This window comes from Halorussus salinus, from assembly GCF_004765815.2.
GTDB classification, from domain to species: domain Archaea; phylum Halobacteriota; class Halobacteria; order Halobacteriales; family Haladaptataceae; genus Halorussus; species Halorussus salinus.
In genome coordinates this window covers 980,586-996,946 of record NZ_ML974127.1, presented here as the reverse complement: position 1 = coordinate 996,946, position 16,361 = coordinate 980,586, and the positions used below count along the sequence as shown (strand labels likewise).

General features: G+C 63.8%; 19 protein-coding genes. 10 read left to right on the top strand and 9 right to left on the bottom strand.

From position 1 onward, the window contains the following. Window positions 1-46: 46 nt before the first annotated feature. On the top strand, window positions 47-1,819 hold the full coding sequence (locus EPL00_RS05060; RefSeq protein WP_135851526.1) for a KAP family P-loop NTPase fold protein: 1,773 nt from the start codon (window positions 47-49) through the stop codon (window positions 1,817-1,819). Between the two features lie 104 nt (window positions 1,820-1,923). Here EPL00_RS05060 and EPL00_RS05055 read toward each other — a convergent pair whose 3' ends face one another. Then, window positions 1,924-3,162 carry a mandelate racemase/muconate lactonizing enzyme family protein gene (locus EPL00_RS05055; protein ID WP_135851527.1) on the bottom strand — a complete coding sequence of 413 codons (1,239 nt, stop codon included), beginning with the start codon at window positions 3,160-3,162 and terminating at the stop codon, window positions 1,924-1,926. A gap of 43 nt (window positions 3,163-3,205) precedes the next feature. On the opposite strand from EPL00_RS05055, the gene EPL00_RS05050 reads away from it, so the two are divergent. Next, window positions 3,206-3,535: a hypothetical protein gene (locus tag EPL00_RS05050; protein ID WP_162224151.1), complete on the top strand. Its 330-nt coding sequence runs from the start codon at window positions 3,206-3,208 to the stop codon at window positions 3,533-3,535. 99 nt (window positions 3,536-3,634) lie between these two features. Here the strand turns inward: EPL00_RS05050 and EPL00_RS05045 are convergent, their stop codons facing one another. Next, window positions 3,635-4,555 (bottom strand): dihydrodipicolinate synthase family protein, encoded by a 921-nt coding sequence (locus EPL00_RS05045; protein ID WP_135852462.1) that lies wholly within the window; start codon window positions 4,553-4,555, stop codon window positions 3,635-3,637. Between the two features lie 100 nt (window positions 4,556-4,655). On the opposite strand from EPL00_RS05045, the gene EPL00_RS05040 reads away from it, so the two are divergent. After that, window positions 4,656-4,928: a MoaD/ThiS family protein gene (locus EPL00_RS05040; RefSeq protein WP_135851529.1), complete on the top strand. Its 273-nt coding sequence runs from the start codon at window positions 4,656-4,658 to the stop codon at window positions 4,926-4,928. 376 nt (window positions 4,929-5,304) lie between these two features. On the opposite strand, the gene EPL00_RS05035 is transcribed toward EPL00_RS05040, so the two are convergent. From EPL00_RS05035 to EPL00_RS05025, 3 genes are all read right to left on the bottom strand, one after another. Further along, window positions 5,305-6,612 (bottom strand): HAD family hydrolase, encoded by a 1,308-nt coding sequence (locus EPL00_RS05035; protein WP_135851530.1) that lies wholly within the window; start codon window positions 6,610-6,612, stop codon window positions 5,305-5,307. An 85-nt stretch (window positions 6,613-6,697) separates the two neighbouring features. Further along, the gene (locus EPL00_RS24145; RefSeq protein WP_135851531.1) at window positions 6,698-7,030 is read right to left on the bottom strand and encodes a type II toxin-antitoxin system RelE family toxin; all 333 of its coding nucleotides are present in this window, start codon (window positions 7,028-7,030) and stop codon (window positions 6,698-6,700) included. Window positions 7,031-7,035: 5 nt separating this feature from the next. After that, entirely contained in the window at window positions 7,036-7,194 is a 159-nt protein-coding gene (locus EPL00_RS05025) for a hypothetical protein (protein ID WP_162224150.1), read from the bottom strand. A gap of 117 nt (window positions 7,195-7,311) precedes the next feature. On the opposite strand from EPL00_RS05025, the gene EPL00_RS05020 reads away from it, so the two are divergent. The 6 genes from EPL00_RS05020 (at window position 7,312) to EPL00_RS04995 (ending at window position 12,607) form a co-directional block, all read left to right on the top strand. After that, window positions 7,312-8,286: an AIR synthase family protein gene (locus tag EPL00_RS05020; protein ID WP_135851532.1), complete on the top strand. Its 975-nt coding sequence runs from the start codon at window positions 7,312-7,314 to the stop codon at window positions 8,284-8,286. A gap of 182 nt (window positions 8,287-8,468) precedes the next feature. Continuing rightward, on the top strand, window positions 8,469-9,536 hold the full coding sequence (locus EPL00_RS05015) for a glucose 1-dehydrogenase (protein WP_135851533.1): 1,068 nt from the start codon (window positions 8,469-8,471) through the stop codon (window positions 9,534-9,536). Then, window positions 9,533-10,174 (top strand): transcriptional regulator GfcR, encoded by a 642-nt coding sequence (gfcR, locus tag EPL00_RS05010; protein ID WP_135851534.1) that lies wholly within the window; start codon window positions 9,533-9,535, stop codon window positions 10,172-10,174. The genes EPL00_RS05015 and gfcR overlap by 4 nt, the downstream gene beginning before the upstream one ends. A gap of 37 nt (window positions 10,175-10,211) precedes the next feature. Next, window positions 10,212-10,553, top strand: a complete 342-nt coding sequence (locus EPL00_RS05005) for a glutaredoxin family protein (RefSeq protein WP_135851535.1) — start codon at window positions 10,212-10,214, stop codon at window positions 10,551-10,553. A 112-nt stretch (window positions 10,554-10,665) separates the two neighbouring features. Beyond that, the gene (locus EPL00_RS05000; RefSeq protein WP_135851536.1) at window positions 10,666-11,253 is read left to right on the top strand and encodes a DUF7110 family protein; all 588 of its coding nucleotides are present in this window, start codon (window positions 10,666-10,668) and stop codon (window positions 11,251-11,253) included. 382 nt (window positions 11,254-11,635) lie between these two features. Further along, window positions 11,636-12,607, top strand: a complete 972-nt coding sequence (locus EPL00_RS04995; RefSeq protein WP_135851537.1) for a phosphoadenosine phosphosulfate reductase family protein — start codon at window positions 11,636-11,638, stop codon at window positions 12,605-12,607. A 255-nt stretch (window positions 12,608-12,862) separates the two neighbouring features. On the opposite strand, the gene EPL00_RS04990 is transcribed toward EPL00_RS04995, so the two are convergent. The 4 genes from EPL00_RS04990 to EPL00_RS04975 form a co-directional block, all read right to left on the bottom strand. Next, window positions 12,863-13,054: a DUF7333 family protein gene (locus EPL00_RS04990; protein WP_135851538.1), complete on the bottom strand. Its 192-nt coding sequence runs from the start codon at window positions 13,052-13,054 to the stop codon at window positions 12,863-12,865. Window positions 13,055-13,091: 37 nt separating this feature from the next. Then, window positions 13,092-13,835: a hypothetical protein gene (locus EPL00_RS04985; protein WP_135851539.1), complete on the bottom strand. Its 744-nt coding sequence runs from the start codon at window positions 13,833-13,835 to the stop codon at window positions 13,092-13,094. A 192-nt stretch (window positions 13,836-14,027) separates the two neighbouring features. Further along, window positions 14,028-14,546 (bottom strand): SHOCT domain-containing protein, encoded by a 519-nt coding sequence (locus tag EPL00_RS04980; protein ID WP_135851540.1) that lies wholly within the window; start codon window positions 14,544-14,546, stop codon window positions 14,028-14,030. An 82-nt stretch (window positions 14,547-14,628) separates the two neighbouring features. After that, the gene (locus EPL00_RS04975; RefSeq protein ID WP_238398120.1) at window positions 14,629-15,462 is read right to left on the bottom strand and encodes an aldo/keto reductase; all 834 of its coding nucleotides are present in this window, start codon (window positions 15,460-15,462) and stop codon (window positions 14,629-14,631) included. A gap of 187 nt (window positions 15,463-15,649) precedes the next feature. Between EPL00_RS04975 and EPL00_RS04970 the strand changes: the two genes are divergently transcribed. After that, the gene (locus tag EPL00_RS04970; RefSeq protein ID WP_135851541.1) at window positions 15,650-16,351 is read left to right on the top strand and encodes a helix-turn-helix domain-containing protein; all 702 of its coding nucleotides are present in this window, start codon (window positions 15,650-15,652) and stop codon (window positions 16,349-16,351) included. The last annotated feature ends 10 nt before the right edge of the window (window positions 16,352-16,361 follow it).

Sequence of the window (16,361 nt, the reverse complement as noted above, 5' to 3'; positions counted from 1 at the left end):
AAAAATTTCAGAAATGATTTAGTTTCGGAGTGGGATATAGCGATCGATGATATTCGAGCGGTTCAATCCGTGGTCAGACGACGAGACGGACGAATCCAACGTCGCCCCCGCGATGAAAGACCAACCGACGACGGACGACGAGTTGGGATTCGACCCGTACGTAACCGCGCTCGAAGCCTTCCTTACCCACGACGACACCGACCCCCCACTCACGCTCTCGGTCGAAGGCGAGTGGGGAATGGGAAAGTCATCGTTCATGCTACAGTTGGAGGAGCGACTCAGAGAGCACGGCAACCTGACAGTACAATTCAATCCGTGGCGACACGAACGCGAAGATGCCCTGTGGGCGGCATTCGCACTCCAATTCTTTCGAGAGGTTTCGGGGCAAATTCCCTTCTACCGCCGGTGGCTCGGACACCTCAAGCTGTCTGTGCGGCGCTTCCGTTGGAAGATGGGATGTTTAGAGATGATCCGTGCAGGGCTGGTCGGAGTCGCTATCGCGGTCGTTACCGTCCTCACGCCGGTCGTACTCGTGACCGCTGGCCCTGCTCTTCTCAGCACACTCTTCCGAGCTGTCCCCGCCCTCGGGTCGGTCAAGAACGTCGTCGGGCCGGTTCTCGGGACCGGTGGGGTCGCGCTCTCGCTGGCAGGACTCGTTACGCTCTGGCTTCGAATCACCGAGCAGGTCGTCAATCCCATCGAGACAGATCTCCGGAAGTACGTCGAGAAACCGGAGTACGAGGAACGAGTGTCGTTCATCGAACAATTCCACGCCGACTTCCGGCGTATCCTCGACTCGTACATCGGCGACCAGCGCGTGTACGTATTTGTGGACGACCTCGATCGGTGTGAGATTCCGAAAGCCGCCGAGTTGATGCAATCGATAAATCTAATGATAGCGACCGACCCGCGCTTAGTGTTCGTGGTCGGGATGGACCGCGAGAAGGTCGCGGCGGGAATCAGCGCCAAACATGAGAGCCTCTTGCCGTACTTAGATATGTCCCGACTCAACGATGACCGAGACACGAATCTTGAGCCCTCGGGCGACATCGCGTTCGGATATCGATATTTGGAGAAATTCGTCCAGATTCCGTTCTTGGTCCCTCGCCCCGCCCCGGAAGACGTGAACCGACTACTCTTGGAGCGCGAAAACGACGGCCAGTCGACAAACCGACTGGAAGGACTCGGTGAAGCGACCGCAGACGAGACGGATATTCCCGAGAAGGTTCTCCTCAACAAAGACTCGGAGATTCTGAAAGAAGTCGTCGGAATTGTTGCTCCGGCACTGAAGTACAACCCTCGTAAGGTGAAGAAGTTCGTCAACCTCCTCCGACTTCGAGCGATTTTCGCGTGGAACAATGGACTGTTCGACTGGATGGCTGACGACCAGTACATCGAAGGTGAGTTGACGATACAGAAATTGGCGAAATTCGTCGCCATTAGCCTCCAGTGGCCGCGACTCCTCTCGGAACTGAATCGAGACCCGAGCCTGATGAAGGACCTCCACAACGCCGCGACCGGCTATTCCTCTAAGACTGAACTCGGCCCGCGCGCATCCAAATGGGTCCAAAGAGAACGGTTGATGAAACTTCTACGTGCCGGAAACAGTCCGAGCTCCGAAAATCCGGAGCAGTATAGTCTGCTCGCCGTGAACTTTGATGCTCTGTTTCAGATTTCTCCTCGGGTGGATAGGCCGATGGAGACACACCAACGGGACGCCACGGAAGTGCGATTTCAGATGCTTGAAGGGTTCGCGGAACGTGCCCGAAAACACGACGCCGACCTGCTGAACGAAGGCGAAATACTCAATGACGACTGAGTAATCAACGCTCTCGGCGATGGAGCAGATCGAATCCCTGAGGTTAGACTTCGCTACGCTTCGTCAAACACCGAAAATCGTAGATTTTCGAGTTGGACGGCGGCCTAAGCTTCGTCGAACAACGTCTCGCCTTCGACCATGTTCTCCTCGACAACATCCATGTCCAGCGTGACGCCGAGACCCGGCTCCTCGGGAATCTCGATGTAGCCGTCCTCGATTACGTCCTCCTCCACGAGGTCCTCCCACCAGCCGAGCTGATAGCTGTGGTACTCGACCGCGAGCGAGTTCGGGATGGCCGTGCCGACGTGGGCCGAGGCCATCGTGGCGACCGGCGAGGAGACGTTGTGCATCGCGACCGGCAGGTAGTACATGTCGGCGTGGTCGGCGATTTTGCGGGTCTCGCGCATGCCGCCGGTCTTGGGCATGTCCGGCGCTATCATGTCCACGGCCTGCTCCTCGATGAGGCGGCGCTGGCCGTGCTTGCGATAGACGTTCTCGCCCGCCGCGATGGGCGTGGTGGTCGAGTGCGTGACTTCACGCTGAACGTCGTGGTTCTCCGGCGGCACGGGGTCTTCGAGCCACCAGATGTCGTACTCTTCGAGCGCGCTGGCCAGTCGCTTGGCGCTCCCCGCCGAGAACGTCCAGTGGCAGTCGAAGGCCACGTCCGCACGGTCGCCGACGCGCTCGGTGACGGCCTCCACGATGTCTACCTTGTGTCCGATTTCGGGGTTCCGGAGGTGGCGGTTCGCGCGGTCCTTCTCGTGGCCCGAGGGCACGTCAAGGTCGAACTTCAGGGCGTCGTAGCCCAACTCCTCGACCACGCGCTCGGCCTCGTCGGCGTTGGACTCGGGGTCGGCCTCCTCGCCAGCGTGACAGTCGCAGTAGACGCGCACTCGGTCGCGGTACTTCCCGCCCAGAAGCTGGTAGGCAGGCACGTCGAGAATCTTGCCCGCGAGGTCGTGGAGCGCGACCTCGATGCCCGAGATGGCGCTGACGGTGACGCCCTCGATGGAGCCTTCGCCGGACATCTTCTGGACGAGATGCTCGAACAGGCGGTCGATGTCCAGCGGGTTCTCGCCGACGACGAACGGCTTCATCCGCTCGATGAGTTCCGGCACGCCCGCGCCCCAGTAGGCCTCGCCGGTCCCCACGACCCCGGCGTCGGAGTAGATTCTCACGAGCGTCCACGGGAAGTTGCCGTCCACCATCGTCGTCTGCACGTCGGTAATCTCTACGTCGCGTCCCTCGCCGCGCTGGCCGCCACAGCCCATCGTCTCCGCCGAGAGGTCCCGCATCGTGTACTCGGCGTTCGGGTCGTGGAGCGACTCGTAGTTTCGAACCATGCAAATCAATTACTCCGCCCAGAGTAAAAATCTGGAGGTTCCGGTGGCCCGGCCACGCGCCAACGACGGACCGAACACGAGAGACGCACCGACCGCGACCAGCGACGCGGCCAGCGGGACGTTCTCGGGCGTCAACGCCCCGATTGCACCGACGAGCCAGCACTGGACGCCGAGGAGCGTCCGCTTGTTGAACGACGGGCAGTCGCGGTTCGTGACCGCGGCGTGTAGGCGACCGCGGTCGGAGGAGTTCGAGAGCATGACTGAACTGTCGGGGAGTCGTGACTGCGAGCGGCGTGACCGACCTCGCTACGGCGAACCCCCTCCCGCCGTCGGCCCGCGGGCCACGACCCGACCGACGCATCGAATCTTGTAGGGTCCCTGTGACGTTAAAACTTCCGACCGTTCTAGGAGAACAGAAAAGCGGAACGCGAAACGGAACGGAACCGAGGTGGCGATTGAAAACGGGCGGCGCTCAGAGCAGGCCGAGGTCGGCGAGGTCGTCGCGGAGTGCATCCTCGTCTTCGTCGTCCATCGTCCGGAGGGGACTCCGGAGCGGGCCGGGGTCGAAGCCGACATCGCGCAGGCCGAGCGCGGTCTTGACGCCAGCCATGTAGGGGCCGCGCTTGAGGGCGTCGCGCACGTCGTAGACCTCGCTCTGCAACTCGCGGGCGCGCTCCTCGTCGCCCTCGTCGTAGGCCTCGTAGAGGTCAACGACCAACTCGGGGAAGGCGTTGGCCACCGCGCTGACCATGCCCGCACAGCCGACTTCGAGTCCGGGAAAGAGCAGGGAGTCCGACCCGGCGAGGAAGGTCAACTCGGGGTGGGCGTCGATGGCCTGTCCGAGCCACGGCACGTCCTTGCTCGAATCCTTCAGCCCGACCAGATTCTCGATGTCCGCGAGCGCGTCGAGCGTGTCGAGCGACAGCGAGTTACCCGTCTTGCTCGGGATGTGGTAGACGTACACCGGGAGGTCCACCGCCTCGGCGACGCGCCGGTAGTGGGCGACCGCGGCGTCGTGGTCCACCGGATAGTAGTACGGCGTCACGACGACCACGCCGTCCGCGCCGACCGATTCGGCGTGTTCGGCGTGCGCGACGGTCTGGCGCGTGCTGGGCGCGCCGACGCCCGCGATGACCGGCGCGTCGTCGCCGATTTCCTCCACGACCGCTTCGACCACGCCGTCGCGCTCGTCGGCGTTCAACAGCGGAAACTCGCCGTTGGTCCCCAGCGGGAAGACCCCGTGCGCGCCGCGGTCCACGACGAATCGCGCGTGGGCGGCAGTCGCTTCGTAATCGACCGATTCGTCCTCGTGGAACGCCGTGACGGTCGGCGGGACGACGCCGTGGACGCCGAGCGGGTCGTCCGCGCCGGGTTCGGGCGCGTTGTTCGTCATGTCCGAAGCGACGAGGGCCGCGTCCTTAAGCGGTCGCATCTCGGCAGGACTTTTTCGAGTTTGAGTAAACTTTTAGTCGGTGGCGCTACAGGGTGTGTGTATGAACGTCACTGTAAAACTTACCGGAACCCTCGTCGCCCGGACCGGCACCCACGAGGCGCGCGTGGCGGTGCCCGACGACGCGACGGTCGCAGACGTGGTGGACGAACTCGCGGAACAGCACGGCCCGCAGGTCCGCGCGGGCGTCCTCGACGGCCAGCGCCTCCGCTCGGACACCGTGGTCGTCCGCGAGACGTTCGACTCGACGGAGACGCTCTCGACTCACAGCTCGCTGGAGAGCGGCGACACGGTTCGGTTCCGACTGAACGTCTGAGCCGACCGGACGCGACTCTAACACGTTTCTCATCTCTCCGGCGCTCTTTCTCTGAATTTTCCGACACGTAACTGCGGGAGGCTACTGCACCTATCTCCTCGGCGCGTGCGGGCGCGGCCCGTCAGTGGCCGCGCCTTCTCGCGCGAGGGATGAGCATCGCAGGGAGGAACGACCGAGAAGCGCAATCGGTTGGGGAGGACGTGGCTGTCACGGTGCGGTTGCGGGGCGGTGCGGTTGCGGTATGATTGTTGTCGGCAGTAGCTAGCTTCTCGATAACTTCCACCCTCATTCCACGACGACGGGTCCACATCGCTGACACCTGAAAGCACGAACGAAATCGAGAACGGGAACCGAAAACCGGAATCGAGAACCGAATTCACCCCAAATTCGCCAGTCGGTTCAGCGCGTAAATCGTCCGCAGAACGTCGCCCGCCTTCCCGCGGTCGAACACCAGTTCGTCGGTCCGAATCACGTGGTCCAGCACGTCCCGCGAGGAGTGTTCCGGCGCGGCCGCGATACCGGCCTCCTCGTCGGCGACCCACTCCATCACCCGGAGGTCGCTCTTGCTGTCGCCCATTACGGCCGCGAAGGGGTCGTCGATGCCCAGCACGTCGAAGGCCGACTCGACGCCCACGACCTTGTTGAGTTCGAGGCTCCCGATTTCGGCGGCGTCGGCCTCGTAGTAGGCCACGTCGATGCGCTCGAAGGTCTCCCGAATCGGGCCGGGTACGTCCTCCGCATCGCAGTCCGGCGTCCCGCCCTCGCTTTCGAGGACGCCCCGGATTTCGGGGTCTTGGGCCGCGTAGTAGGCCCGTGCCCAATCCCTCGCCGCGTCGGCGTCCGGGGTCGCCTCCTCGTCGTCGCCTTCGCCGGATTCCAGCACCCCGACCTCCTCGGTCTCCGGTTCGACCTCCTCGGCGACTGCCGAACCCAGCAGGTCGAGTTCGTAGACGAGCGCGCGGTCGATGACCTCGCGGGCCTCGTCGCTCCCCGTCTCGAAGTTGGGCTTGAGCGTGACGTTGAACTCGTTGCCCTGCAGGTGACAGCCCCGGCGCAGGCGTTCGGGCGCTTCCGAGAGGATCCGCGAGCGCACCGCGTCGAAGATGGCGCGCACGTCGCGGTCCAAGTCGTCGTAGAGGAGGCGCTTGGTGTCCGCGCCGTGGCCCGGCGTGAACACCCCGGTTCCGGCCTCGTAGACCACCGAGAGGTTCCCGGAGTGGACGATTTCGTTGCCCAGCCCCTGAATCAGGAACCCCTTGACGTTCTCTAAGGTTTGGCCCGTACAGACGACGATGGGCAGGCCCTCCTCGTGGAACTCCGTCAGGAGGTGCAGGGTCTCGCGGGGAATCTCGTTGTCGGTGCCGCCCGCCGAGCGCAGGGTCTCGTCCACGTCGAGGACGAGGACGTTGACTCCTCGGTCGTACTTCGCGTAGAGGTCCAGCGCGGTGAACGCTTGGTCGCGGGTCGCCCGCGCCGCGAGGTCGCAGAACGTCTCGCCCGTCTCGGGGAACGCCTCGCGCACCTCGGCTTTGCGGTCGTCCAGTTCGTCGCTGGCCTCCTGCCAGTGTTCGAGCGCGACCCGCGAGTCCACCGGGGGAAAGAGGTCCACGAAGTTTTGGAGTGCCCGGAGGGTCGCGGCGTCGTACTCGTCGTAGAGTCGATAGAGTTGGTCGTACCGCTCCATGCCGGGAGTGGGTCGCAGTCGGAAATAAAGGTCGGGGTAGCCGCGAAATGTCGTTCGGCCGTGGACCCACTAATTATACCGAGGATTACTCCCGGCCCATTCGACGTTGGAACTCATCCAAGTCGTAGGTGTCGTCGCTTTTCGGGAGGATACCAACGACGGTCATCTCGTCGTTACTGATTTCGTAGATTACCCGATAGCCGCTATTACCGATTCGCTCTCGATAGAAGTTGTGTACTCCCGGTCCGGTGAGATACGTTAGATGGTCTTGCGGAACACGACCCCACTCGATCTTCTCTTTCCAATCATCTATTTTTTGTAAGATACGCTTGGCGTGGTCGGGATTGTGTTCTTGAATAATAGATAGATCGTCCCGTGCTTCGGGGAGAAACCGGAGCGTCGATGGTGCGCGCGGCATTCCTCCTATTTCAGGTCGATGTCCAACTCGTCTGCGACTTCCTCGACGGAGAGATCGTTCGAATCGTCGTTTAGCGACTCGATGCGTTCGGTGACGACCTCCCGCTCGTCGGGAAGCATCTCGTCGTCGGACGGCTGGCGGGTCGAATCCCCGTCAGTTGCCATGTAAGTGGATAGATGCGTTATCTGTATAAGTGTTATCCTGTCTCCGTATGCGCTGCTACAGGTCGAGGCGCTTCGCCAGTCGCCGAACATTAGACCCCGGCCCACCGAGAGACGAACATGATAGGGAAACTGGACCCGAACCTCCTCGCGCGCGTCCTCTCGCGGACGGGCGCACGCGACGATTCGGTAATAATGGGACCGAAGTACGGCGAGGACGCCGCCGCGATGGAAGTCGGCGACCAGTTGCTCGTGGTAAGTTCCGACCCCCTCTCACTGGCGAAAGAGAGACTGGGGACGCTCGCGGTCCACGTCGCCTGTAACGACGTGGCCGCCTCCGGAGCAGAGCCGAGGTGGCTCACGAACGTCCTGTTCCTGCCGAACGACGACGAGGAGACCGTGGACGAACTGACGAGCCAGATGGACGCCGCGGCCCGCGAGTCGGGCGTCGCCATCGTCGGCGGTCACTCCGAGTACACGCCAGCACTGGAGCGTCCGATGGTGTCGATGACGGCGATGGGACTCGCCGACGAGTTCGTCCCGACCGGCGGGGCCGAACCGGGCGACCGCGTGATTCTGACGAAGGGCGCGGGCATCGAGGGGACCGCGGTGCTGGCGACCGACTTCCGCGAGGACCTCGCCGACGAGTTGCCTGCGGACCTGCTGGCGCGCGCCGAGGAGTGCTTCGGCGAGATAAGCGTCCTCCCGGAGTCGCGGGTCGTCCGCGGGGCGGCCACCGCGATGCACGACCCGACCGAGGGCGGCCTGCTGACCGGGATGGTCGAGTTGGCGACCGCTTCGGGGGTCCTCCTCGACGTGGACCGGAGCGCGGTGCCGGTCCGCGACGAGACCGCGAAAATCTGCGAGGCGATGGGGGTAGACCCCCTGCGCATCTTCGGGTCCGGCGCGCTGTTGGCGACCGTGCCCGAGTCGGAAGTCGGGAGCGTTCTTGCCGACCTCGACGCGGCGGGGATTCGAGCGAGCGAAATCGGCACCGTCGAGGAGGTGGCCGAGAGCGCGAGCGCGGGCGTCGAACTCGACGGTGAGTTCGTCGGCGAAGCGGTCCGCGACGACCTCTACGACCTCTGGGAGTAGGAGACGGCCGATTCTTCGAGGAATGACGGTTCGCGCGCGGGCGAGAGCCGCGACTGCTCCGTCGAGCGACGCGACCGCAGAATGTGCGCGGTGGGCGAGGTTGGGTTCGACCGGCCCACCCAAGATAGATGTTTACTCGGGATAGAATAAATCTTTTGACCCCCGCGGTTCTACAATCCGTCATGGACGCTATCGTCGTCCGGCGAGGCGAGACCTCGCCGACAGTCGCCGACCTGCCGCGACCCGACCCCGGACCGGGCGAAGTGTTAGTCCGGACACTCCGAGTCGGCGTCGACGGAACCGACCACGAAGTCATCGAGGGGAACCACGGGGGCTTCCCCGAGGGCGAGGACCTCCTCGTGTTGGGCCACGAGGCGGTCGGCGTCGTCGAGGAGGCCGACGGAACTCCCTTTGAGGAGGGCGACGTGGTGGTGCCGACCGTCCGGCGGCCCCCGGTCGAGGGCACCAACGAGTACTTCGAGCGCGGCGAACCCGACATGGCTCCGCCGGAGGACTGCCGGGAGTGCGGCATCGACGGGGCACACGGGTTCATGTCCGAGTACTTCACCGCGCCCGCGGAGTCACTGGTTCCCGTTCCCGAGAACCTCGCGGAGTGGGGTTTCCTCGTGGAACCGGTCAGCATCTCGGAGAAGGCCATCGAACACGCCGCCGCCTCCCGGTCGGCGTTCGACTGGGACCCCGACGCGGGACTCGTGCTGGGCAACGGGAGTTTGGGTCTCCTCACGCTCGCCATGCTCGACCAGCGCGGGTACGAGCGCACCTACTGTCTCGGACGCCGCGATCGCCCCGACCCGACCATCGACGTTATCGAGGAGTTGGGCGCGACGTACGTCGATTCGCGCCGGACGCCGGTGACCGAGATTCCGGACGCTCACGAGGCGATGGATTTCGTCTACGAGGCGACCGGGTACGCGCGCCACGCCTTCGAGTGCATCGAGGCGCTCGCCCCCGGCGGGGTCGGCGCACTCCTCGGGGTCCCCGAACCGTGGGAGTTCGAAATCGACGGCGGGCGGCTACACAAGGAGTTCGTGATGAACAACAAGGCGCTGGTCGGGAGCGTCAACTCCAACGTCTCGCACTTCGAGGCGGCCGTCGAGACGCTGGGGGAGTTCCCCGCGTGGTTCTTGGACGACCTCGTGACGGGCGTCCACGACCTCGGTAACTACGAGGCGGCGTTTGCACAGGACGAAACGACAATAAAGACGGCGGTACAATTTAGCCAGATATGAAGAACGTAGACGACCTCATCGAGAGCGCGGCGGAACTCGCCCAGCAGGGGCTATCGAAGGGCGAAATCGCTGACGAACTCAACGTCTCGCGCGAGACCGCGAGTTGGCTGGTCGAGCGGAGCGGCACCGGCGCGCCGACGACTACGACGACGACCGAACCGGCGGGCGGTCCCCACGACATCCACGTCGATTGGTCGGCGCTCGGCCGGGACAGCAACCGACTCTACCACGCCGGGGCCGCGATGGCGGACCTCCTCGCGAAGCAGGGCGAGGAGGTAGACCTCACCATCGGCATCGAGAAGGCGGGCGCGCCCCTCGCGACCGCCGTCGCGCGCGAACTCGACACCGACCTCGGGACCTACGCGCCGAGCAAGCACCAGTGGGAGGAGGGCGACATCGAGGACTTGGGCGGCACGTTCTCGCGGAACTTCGCCCAGATTCGCGACCGGGAGTGCTACGTCGTAGACGACACCATCACCAGCGGGACGACCATGACCGAGACGGTCGAGGCCATCCGCGAGCAGGGCGGGGAACCGGTCGCCTGCGTCGTCCTCGTGGACAAGCAGGGCGTCGAAGAAGTAGCGGGCGTGCCGGTCCACTCGCTCATCAACGTGGTCCGGGTCGGCAACGACGACTAACGCAACTTCTTTGCGGCCCTGCCGCGTATCAGGCAGTATGACTTTCCAACCGGAAAGCGACATGACCGAAGAAGAGGTTCGGGACCGCGTGGACGCGGCCATCGAGGAGAACGAAGTCGTCCTCTTCATGAAGGGCAACGAGTTGATGCCCCAGTGTGGCTACTCCCAGAAGGCGCTCGAACTCATCCAGCAGTACCGCGACGACTACGAGACGGTGGACGTGCTGGACGCGCTGGCCGAACACCGGGCCGCGCTGGAGGACCACAGCGGTTGGGAGACGATTCCCCAGACGTTCGTGAACGGCGAGTTTATCGGCGGGAGCGACGTATTGGCGGAACTAGACGAGCGCGGCGAACTCGAAGCCGAGTTGTCGGCGTGAATAGTAATTTCGGACGATACACCGAGGAGCTAAAGAGGAGGCCATATATGTTCGGACACCGTAGACTCCCGTGTACCGTGTCGCCAGCCGGGAACCTGCATGTAAATCACAAATGACGGGGCAAGTATATCGACTTCATTCGACGCTCGAACTGCCGCTGGAAAACGTCTACGACCACTTCGAGGAGGACCCCGACCTTCCCCCGAGCATCGTCAGCGTGGACATCACCCGGCGCAAGAACACGCTCATCATCAGCGCCGTCGCGGACGACGACAGTATCAGCAAGTACACGCCGACCGCGCAACTCAAGGCCTCGATCTCCGAGACCCGCGTCTACACCGAAGAAGAGCAGAAGCGACGCGAGGGGCCGCGCTGGGGTGACGACGCAGAGGAACTCGACGAGGAGGAAGACGACGAACCGATGGGCGAACTCATCGAAGTCGCCGCGTTCAAGGGCGACCGCGAGACCGTGTTGCAGAACACGGCGCTCCAGTACCCGATGTTCCTCGTCCTCTGTGACATCGCGCGACTCGCCGAGAAAGGGACGCTGACCGCCATCACCGAACAGGACGGCGACCTGCAAGCGACCCGCATCGTGGACGGCGAGGACCGGCCCGCCTCTATCGAAGTGGTCGAAGGACCGGACTCCTCGAACTCGGGGTCGAACGGGGTCGATTGGCGGGACAACGAGTTTATCTAAACCCACCTTTTTTCTTCGTCGGGTGTCCGCAGGACGCGACCGCAGGTCGCGCCCTGCGGCACCACTCCTCGAAAAAATGTGGATCAAAAAAGATCTGCTCGCTCAGTCGCTTCGCTCCTTCGCTCGTAGTAGGACTGCTGGTGCGTGAGCCTTCGGCTCGCAGGTCCCGGAAAATCGGTCTCGGTCGCTGGCAATCGAGCAGGCAGTCGCTCGTATCCGCGGTTCGATTTCACTATTCGTGAGTCGTTTTACCACGCCAATCTATCACACCAATTCGGGTCTGAGACGCCGGTAGACGGCGCTTTCGCGCTCGATGGTGGGGCCTGCGAGAATGAAAAGCCGAAAAGCACTTTACGGTCCTAATTAGATGTAATTACGAACGATGCCCGAAGACTTCCCGAACTACGTCGACGTAGACTACAGCGACGGCGAAGGCGAAGACCCCGAGGACTACGCCTCGATGGAACACAAGATCGAGAAGGCTATCGACGTGACCCGGCAGGGTCTCGAAGAGTACGAGAACCCGGCCGTGATGTGGACCGGTGGCAAGGACTCGACGCTCACGCTCTACTTCATCAAGGAAGTCGCCGAGAAGTTCGACCTCGACACCCCGACCGCGGTGTTCATCGACCACTTCCAGCACTTCGACGAGATTCACGACTTCGTCGCCAAGTGGGAAGACGAGTGGGACCTCGATGTCGTCTACGCGAGCAACGACGACGTGGGCGAGTACGCCGAGGAGAACGACCTCGAACCGGGCGACGACATCCCCATCGACGCGCTGAACGACCACAACCAGCACCACGTCCGCGAGATTCTGGAGTACGAGGAGGACGAGTTCCCCTTCCTGCTGGACACCTACGTCGGCAACCACCTGCTGAAGACGGTGGCGCTCAACGACACCATCGAAGAACTCGACATCGACGGCATCATCTCCGGCGTCCGCTGGGACGAACAGGAGGCCCGCGCCGACGAGACGTTCTTCTCCCCGCGCCACGACCCCGACATCTACCCGCCCCACGACCGCGTCCAGCCGATTCTCCAGTTCGACGAGCGCGCCGTCTGGGACACCTTCTGGCACTACGTCGTGCCCGACACGGTCGAAGATTACCCCGACGACGGCTACGTCCCGGAGGCCGACGACGACCTGCCGAACGGCCTGACGCAGGACGACATTCCCGTCAGCCCCAAGTACTTCGCCGGATTCCGCTCGCTGGGTAGCGAGGTCAGCACCGAGAAGTCCGACGAGGAGCCCGCGTGGCTGCAGGACCTCGAAGACACGACCGAGCGCGCGGGCCGCGCCCAAGACAAAGAGGACCTGATGGAGCGCCTGCGCGACCTCGGCTACATGTAGGACCTTTTCCAGCGGGCGGCGCATGAACGCGCCGCCCTTGCAAAAGCTCCACCAAAAACACGTCGTCACCCCCTCACTCGCGCGCCTGAGGCGCGCTCGTTCGAGGGTTCCTCGGTCCGCTCGCTCGCTTCGCTCGCGTCGCGGTCGTCAACTAAACTCGACTGGGTAGGGTCGAGACGACCGCAGAAGCGAGTCGAGTCGATTTCTCGTCGCTCTTTTCGCGTTACCGCGCAGTCGCATCGCTCTCCGTCGAGTTTATCGCGTCGCGCGGTACTCGCCGTGCTTGACGCCGACGGCGAGTGTTATCGCGCCGAACACCAGCATCGAGGGCGTCACCATCATCAGCACGGTACTCGTGGCCATGAATCCCATCCCGATGAGCGCGGCCGTACCGACCGCGACGATTCCGACCAGTATCGCGGCGGTCACGGGCAGATTGAACTCCATACGCGATTCTCGGGACGAGAGGGGCAAAAACGTTGCTCTACGCGCTTTTCGGGCGAACCACGTCGGCCAGCGTCACGAGGAGACCGAGGAGCCACCCGGTCGGGACCGAGAGACCGACCCACATCGCCACGTAGTTCGCGCCTTCGAGGGTGAACTGCTCGCGCAGGAAGGTGTTGATGCCCCACAGGTTCAGGGGGTTGTCGAGCAACCAGACCGCGAGCGTGTAGCTCTTGGGGAAGATTACCTCCGAGAGCGTCGGCGAGTAGAGCGCCGCGACGACCGGCGGCAGGAAGACGGCAGTCATCGCGAAGGGGTAGGCCAGCAGGACCGTGCTGGCGCGCCCGCCCCGCGTCCCGGTGAGGTACGCGAGGAGGGCCGCGAGCGTGGCGACTCCTCCGGCGGCCCCCACCGCGATAAAGCCGTCCGTCGAGAATCTGACGCGCGCGAGCGCCGTCAGGCCGCCCCAGACCAGAAGCGACAGCAGGAGGACGCCGACCGCGCCGAGTCGCGTCGCGGTGCCGTCTATCTTCCGGGTGTAGTACCGGGCCGCGAACCCGAACAGCGTCAGGGGGTACAGGAGCGCGACGACCGCCGTGCCGACCGCGCTCCACCCGCGGTAGGCGACCGTTCCGGTGGTCGTCGAGGGTTCCCACTTGCCGAGGACGCCGCCGTGGTCGCTTCGCTGGCGAGGAAAGAAGAGTGCCATCCAACTCTCGTGTAGTCGCTGTAGGTCGTACCGAATCGCCCCGAGGAGACCAGTGTTGCTCGTTCCACCGTGCATCTGCGTTTTAATACGTTACGGCCAATATGAAGTTTTGGGGGTCGCTCCCAAAGATGAAACTCGGCCAACGAGTTCGCGGCGACAGAACCGTCCGAACTCCGACTCGACGCTTCAGACGAGGCCGAGGTCTTCCGAGGCGACCGGGGTCTTCGGAGACGACCCGGCCGGTCGGCGAACCTGCGAGCGGCGTCGCTACCGATTCCGCGCGGGTTCGCGTCGCTCGTCGTCGCGGCCCCGCCCGTCGCCGGTGAGTCCGTCGCGCCCGTCGGACGACGACGTTCTCAGCACCGCGTTCAGTTGGCGCTCGAACTCCTCGCGGGAGAGTTCCCCGGCGGCGTACCGGCGTTTCAAAATCGCCTCCGCGCTCTCGCGCTCGCCGTCGGTCTCCGGCGCGCTCGCACCGTCGGGGTACAGTTCGGGCGACTCGACGTTGCCGATGAGCGAGAGGTACACCGGCCAGAGAGTCACCAATCCGACGAAGAGCGTCGGGACGCTGAGGACGACCGAGGCGAGAGCGAACAGCACGATGGGCAGGAAGGCACCGCCGAAGAGGACCGACGACCCGCCGAGGAACAACACCGGAGCCAGAAACAGGGCGGTCCCGCCCAGCAGCGTCCTGCCGATGGTTCCGTCGGGCGTGTAGTGTTCCACGAGTCGATGGAGCGCGCGAAACGTGGAGGTGGAGGCGGAGGTGTCGGGCGACTGGTTCATCGTCCGACGAATCGAGTACCTGTTAGTAAAACGTTTTGTTTGCCGGAGAAGAACGAAATTCGGGAGACGCGACTCTATCGGGTCAGTTCCACGGACCGAAGTCGGGGTCGACCTGTCGCTCGCGCCGGTCGATACCCTCGATTTTCGCCACGTCCTCGTCGTCCAGTTCGAGGTCGAGCGCGCCCCAGTTGTCCCGGATGTGGGCCTCGCTGGAGGCCTTGGGAATCGCGGCCACGCCGTCGCGCTGGAGGAGCCACGCCAGACTGACCTGCGCCGGAGAGGCGTCGTGTTTCTCGGCTATCTCCTCGATTTCGGGCACGTCGAAGACCTTCCCGCGGGCCAGCGGCGAGTAGGCCACGATGTTCACGTCGTTCTCCTGCCCGTACTCGACCAACTCGTCCTGCGGGAGGAGCGGGTGCATCTCGACCTGATTGGCGAAGACGGGGGCGTCGAGAACGTCCCGCGCTTCGTCCAGATGTCGCGGCTCGAAGTTCGAGACGCCGACGTTCTCGATAAGTCCGTCGTCGTAGAGCTGGTCGAACGCCGAGAGGGTGTCCTCGGGGTCGTACTCGTTGGCGGGCCAGTGGACGTACAGCAGGTCCGCGTAGTCGGTGCCGAGCTTGTCGAGGCTCTCCTTGGAGGTGTGAATCACGTCCTCGTGCGAGAGGTTGCTCGTCCAGATTTTCGTCGCGAGGAAGACCTCCTCGCGGTCCACCTCGGCGTCTGCGATGCCCTCCCCGACGTACTCCTCGTTGTCGTACGCTTGGGCGGTGTCGATGTGTCGGTATCCCATGTCGAGCGCCTGCCGAACGCTCTCGGCGCAGGTTCCGGCGTCGGTGTTCTCCCACGTCCCGAGACCGAGTCGGGGCATCCCGTCCAGTAGCTGTGCGTCGTCGAGTTCCTCGCGTTGAGCCATAGCAGTTCCAACTTGGACGAGCGCGAGGAAAGTGGTTTCGGCGTCGGAAATCTCTGATTCGCCGCCCGACGATTCGGCGAATTTCGTCGGAGGCTCCTCGGGCTACAGTTTCGAGAGGAGGCCGTCGGAAGCGAAGAAAAGTCTTTTAACCTATCTGCCGTATGGGGTTCAATAGCAAGGATAGCCTATGATAGATATCACGATGGACATGGAGCAGTACGACTGCCCGTTCATCGACACTACCGACGACCACGCGGTGGGGTTCTCGGCCATCCAGTGGGACTTCGACAGGGTGAACGACCAGTTGGAGACCCGGATGATGGTCGAGGGCGACGACCGCGGGGCGCTCTCGGACGGTCTCTCGGCCCTGCGCGGCCACGAGAACATGCACGACTACGCGCTGTTGACCCGCCGGGACAACGTCGCGCACATCCGGACGGTCATCGGCGAGACCGACGCGATGGCGACGATTCGGGACAACGACGGCTACATCACCGGTCCTTTCCACATCGAGGAGGGAAGCGAGGTCTGGCACGTCGGCTTCGACGGCATCGAGGAGGCCGACACCACCCTCTCGGAGTTGGAGCGGGGCAACGAGTACGACGTGTTGGACCGCAACAACACGGAACTGCCCGAGATGCAGGATTTCGTGCAGAACGCCGGGGCCGCGATGACGCTCATCGAGGGGTGTCGGGACCTCTCGGACGTGGAGCGCGAGACGCTGGAGACAGCGGTCTCCGACGGCTACTTCGAGAATCCGCGGGGCGCGACGCTGGGCCACCTCGCCGACGAGTTCGACGTGTCCAAGCCCGCGGTGTCGAAGAACCTCCGTCGGGGCCAGCAGAAGATGATTCAGCGCGTCGTGGAGGCGCTGGACGAACTCGAATGAATCGCGGGAT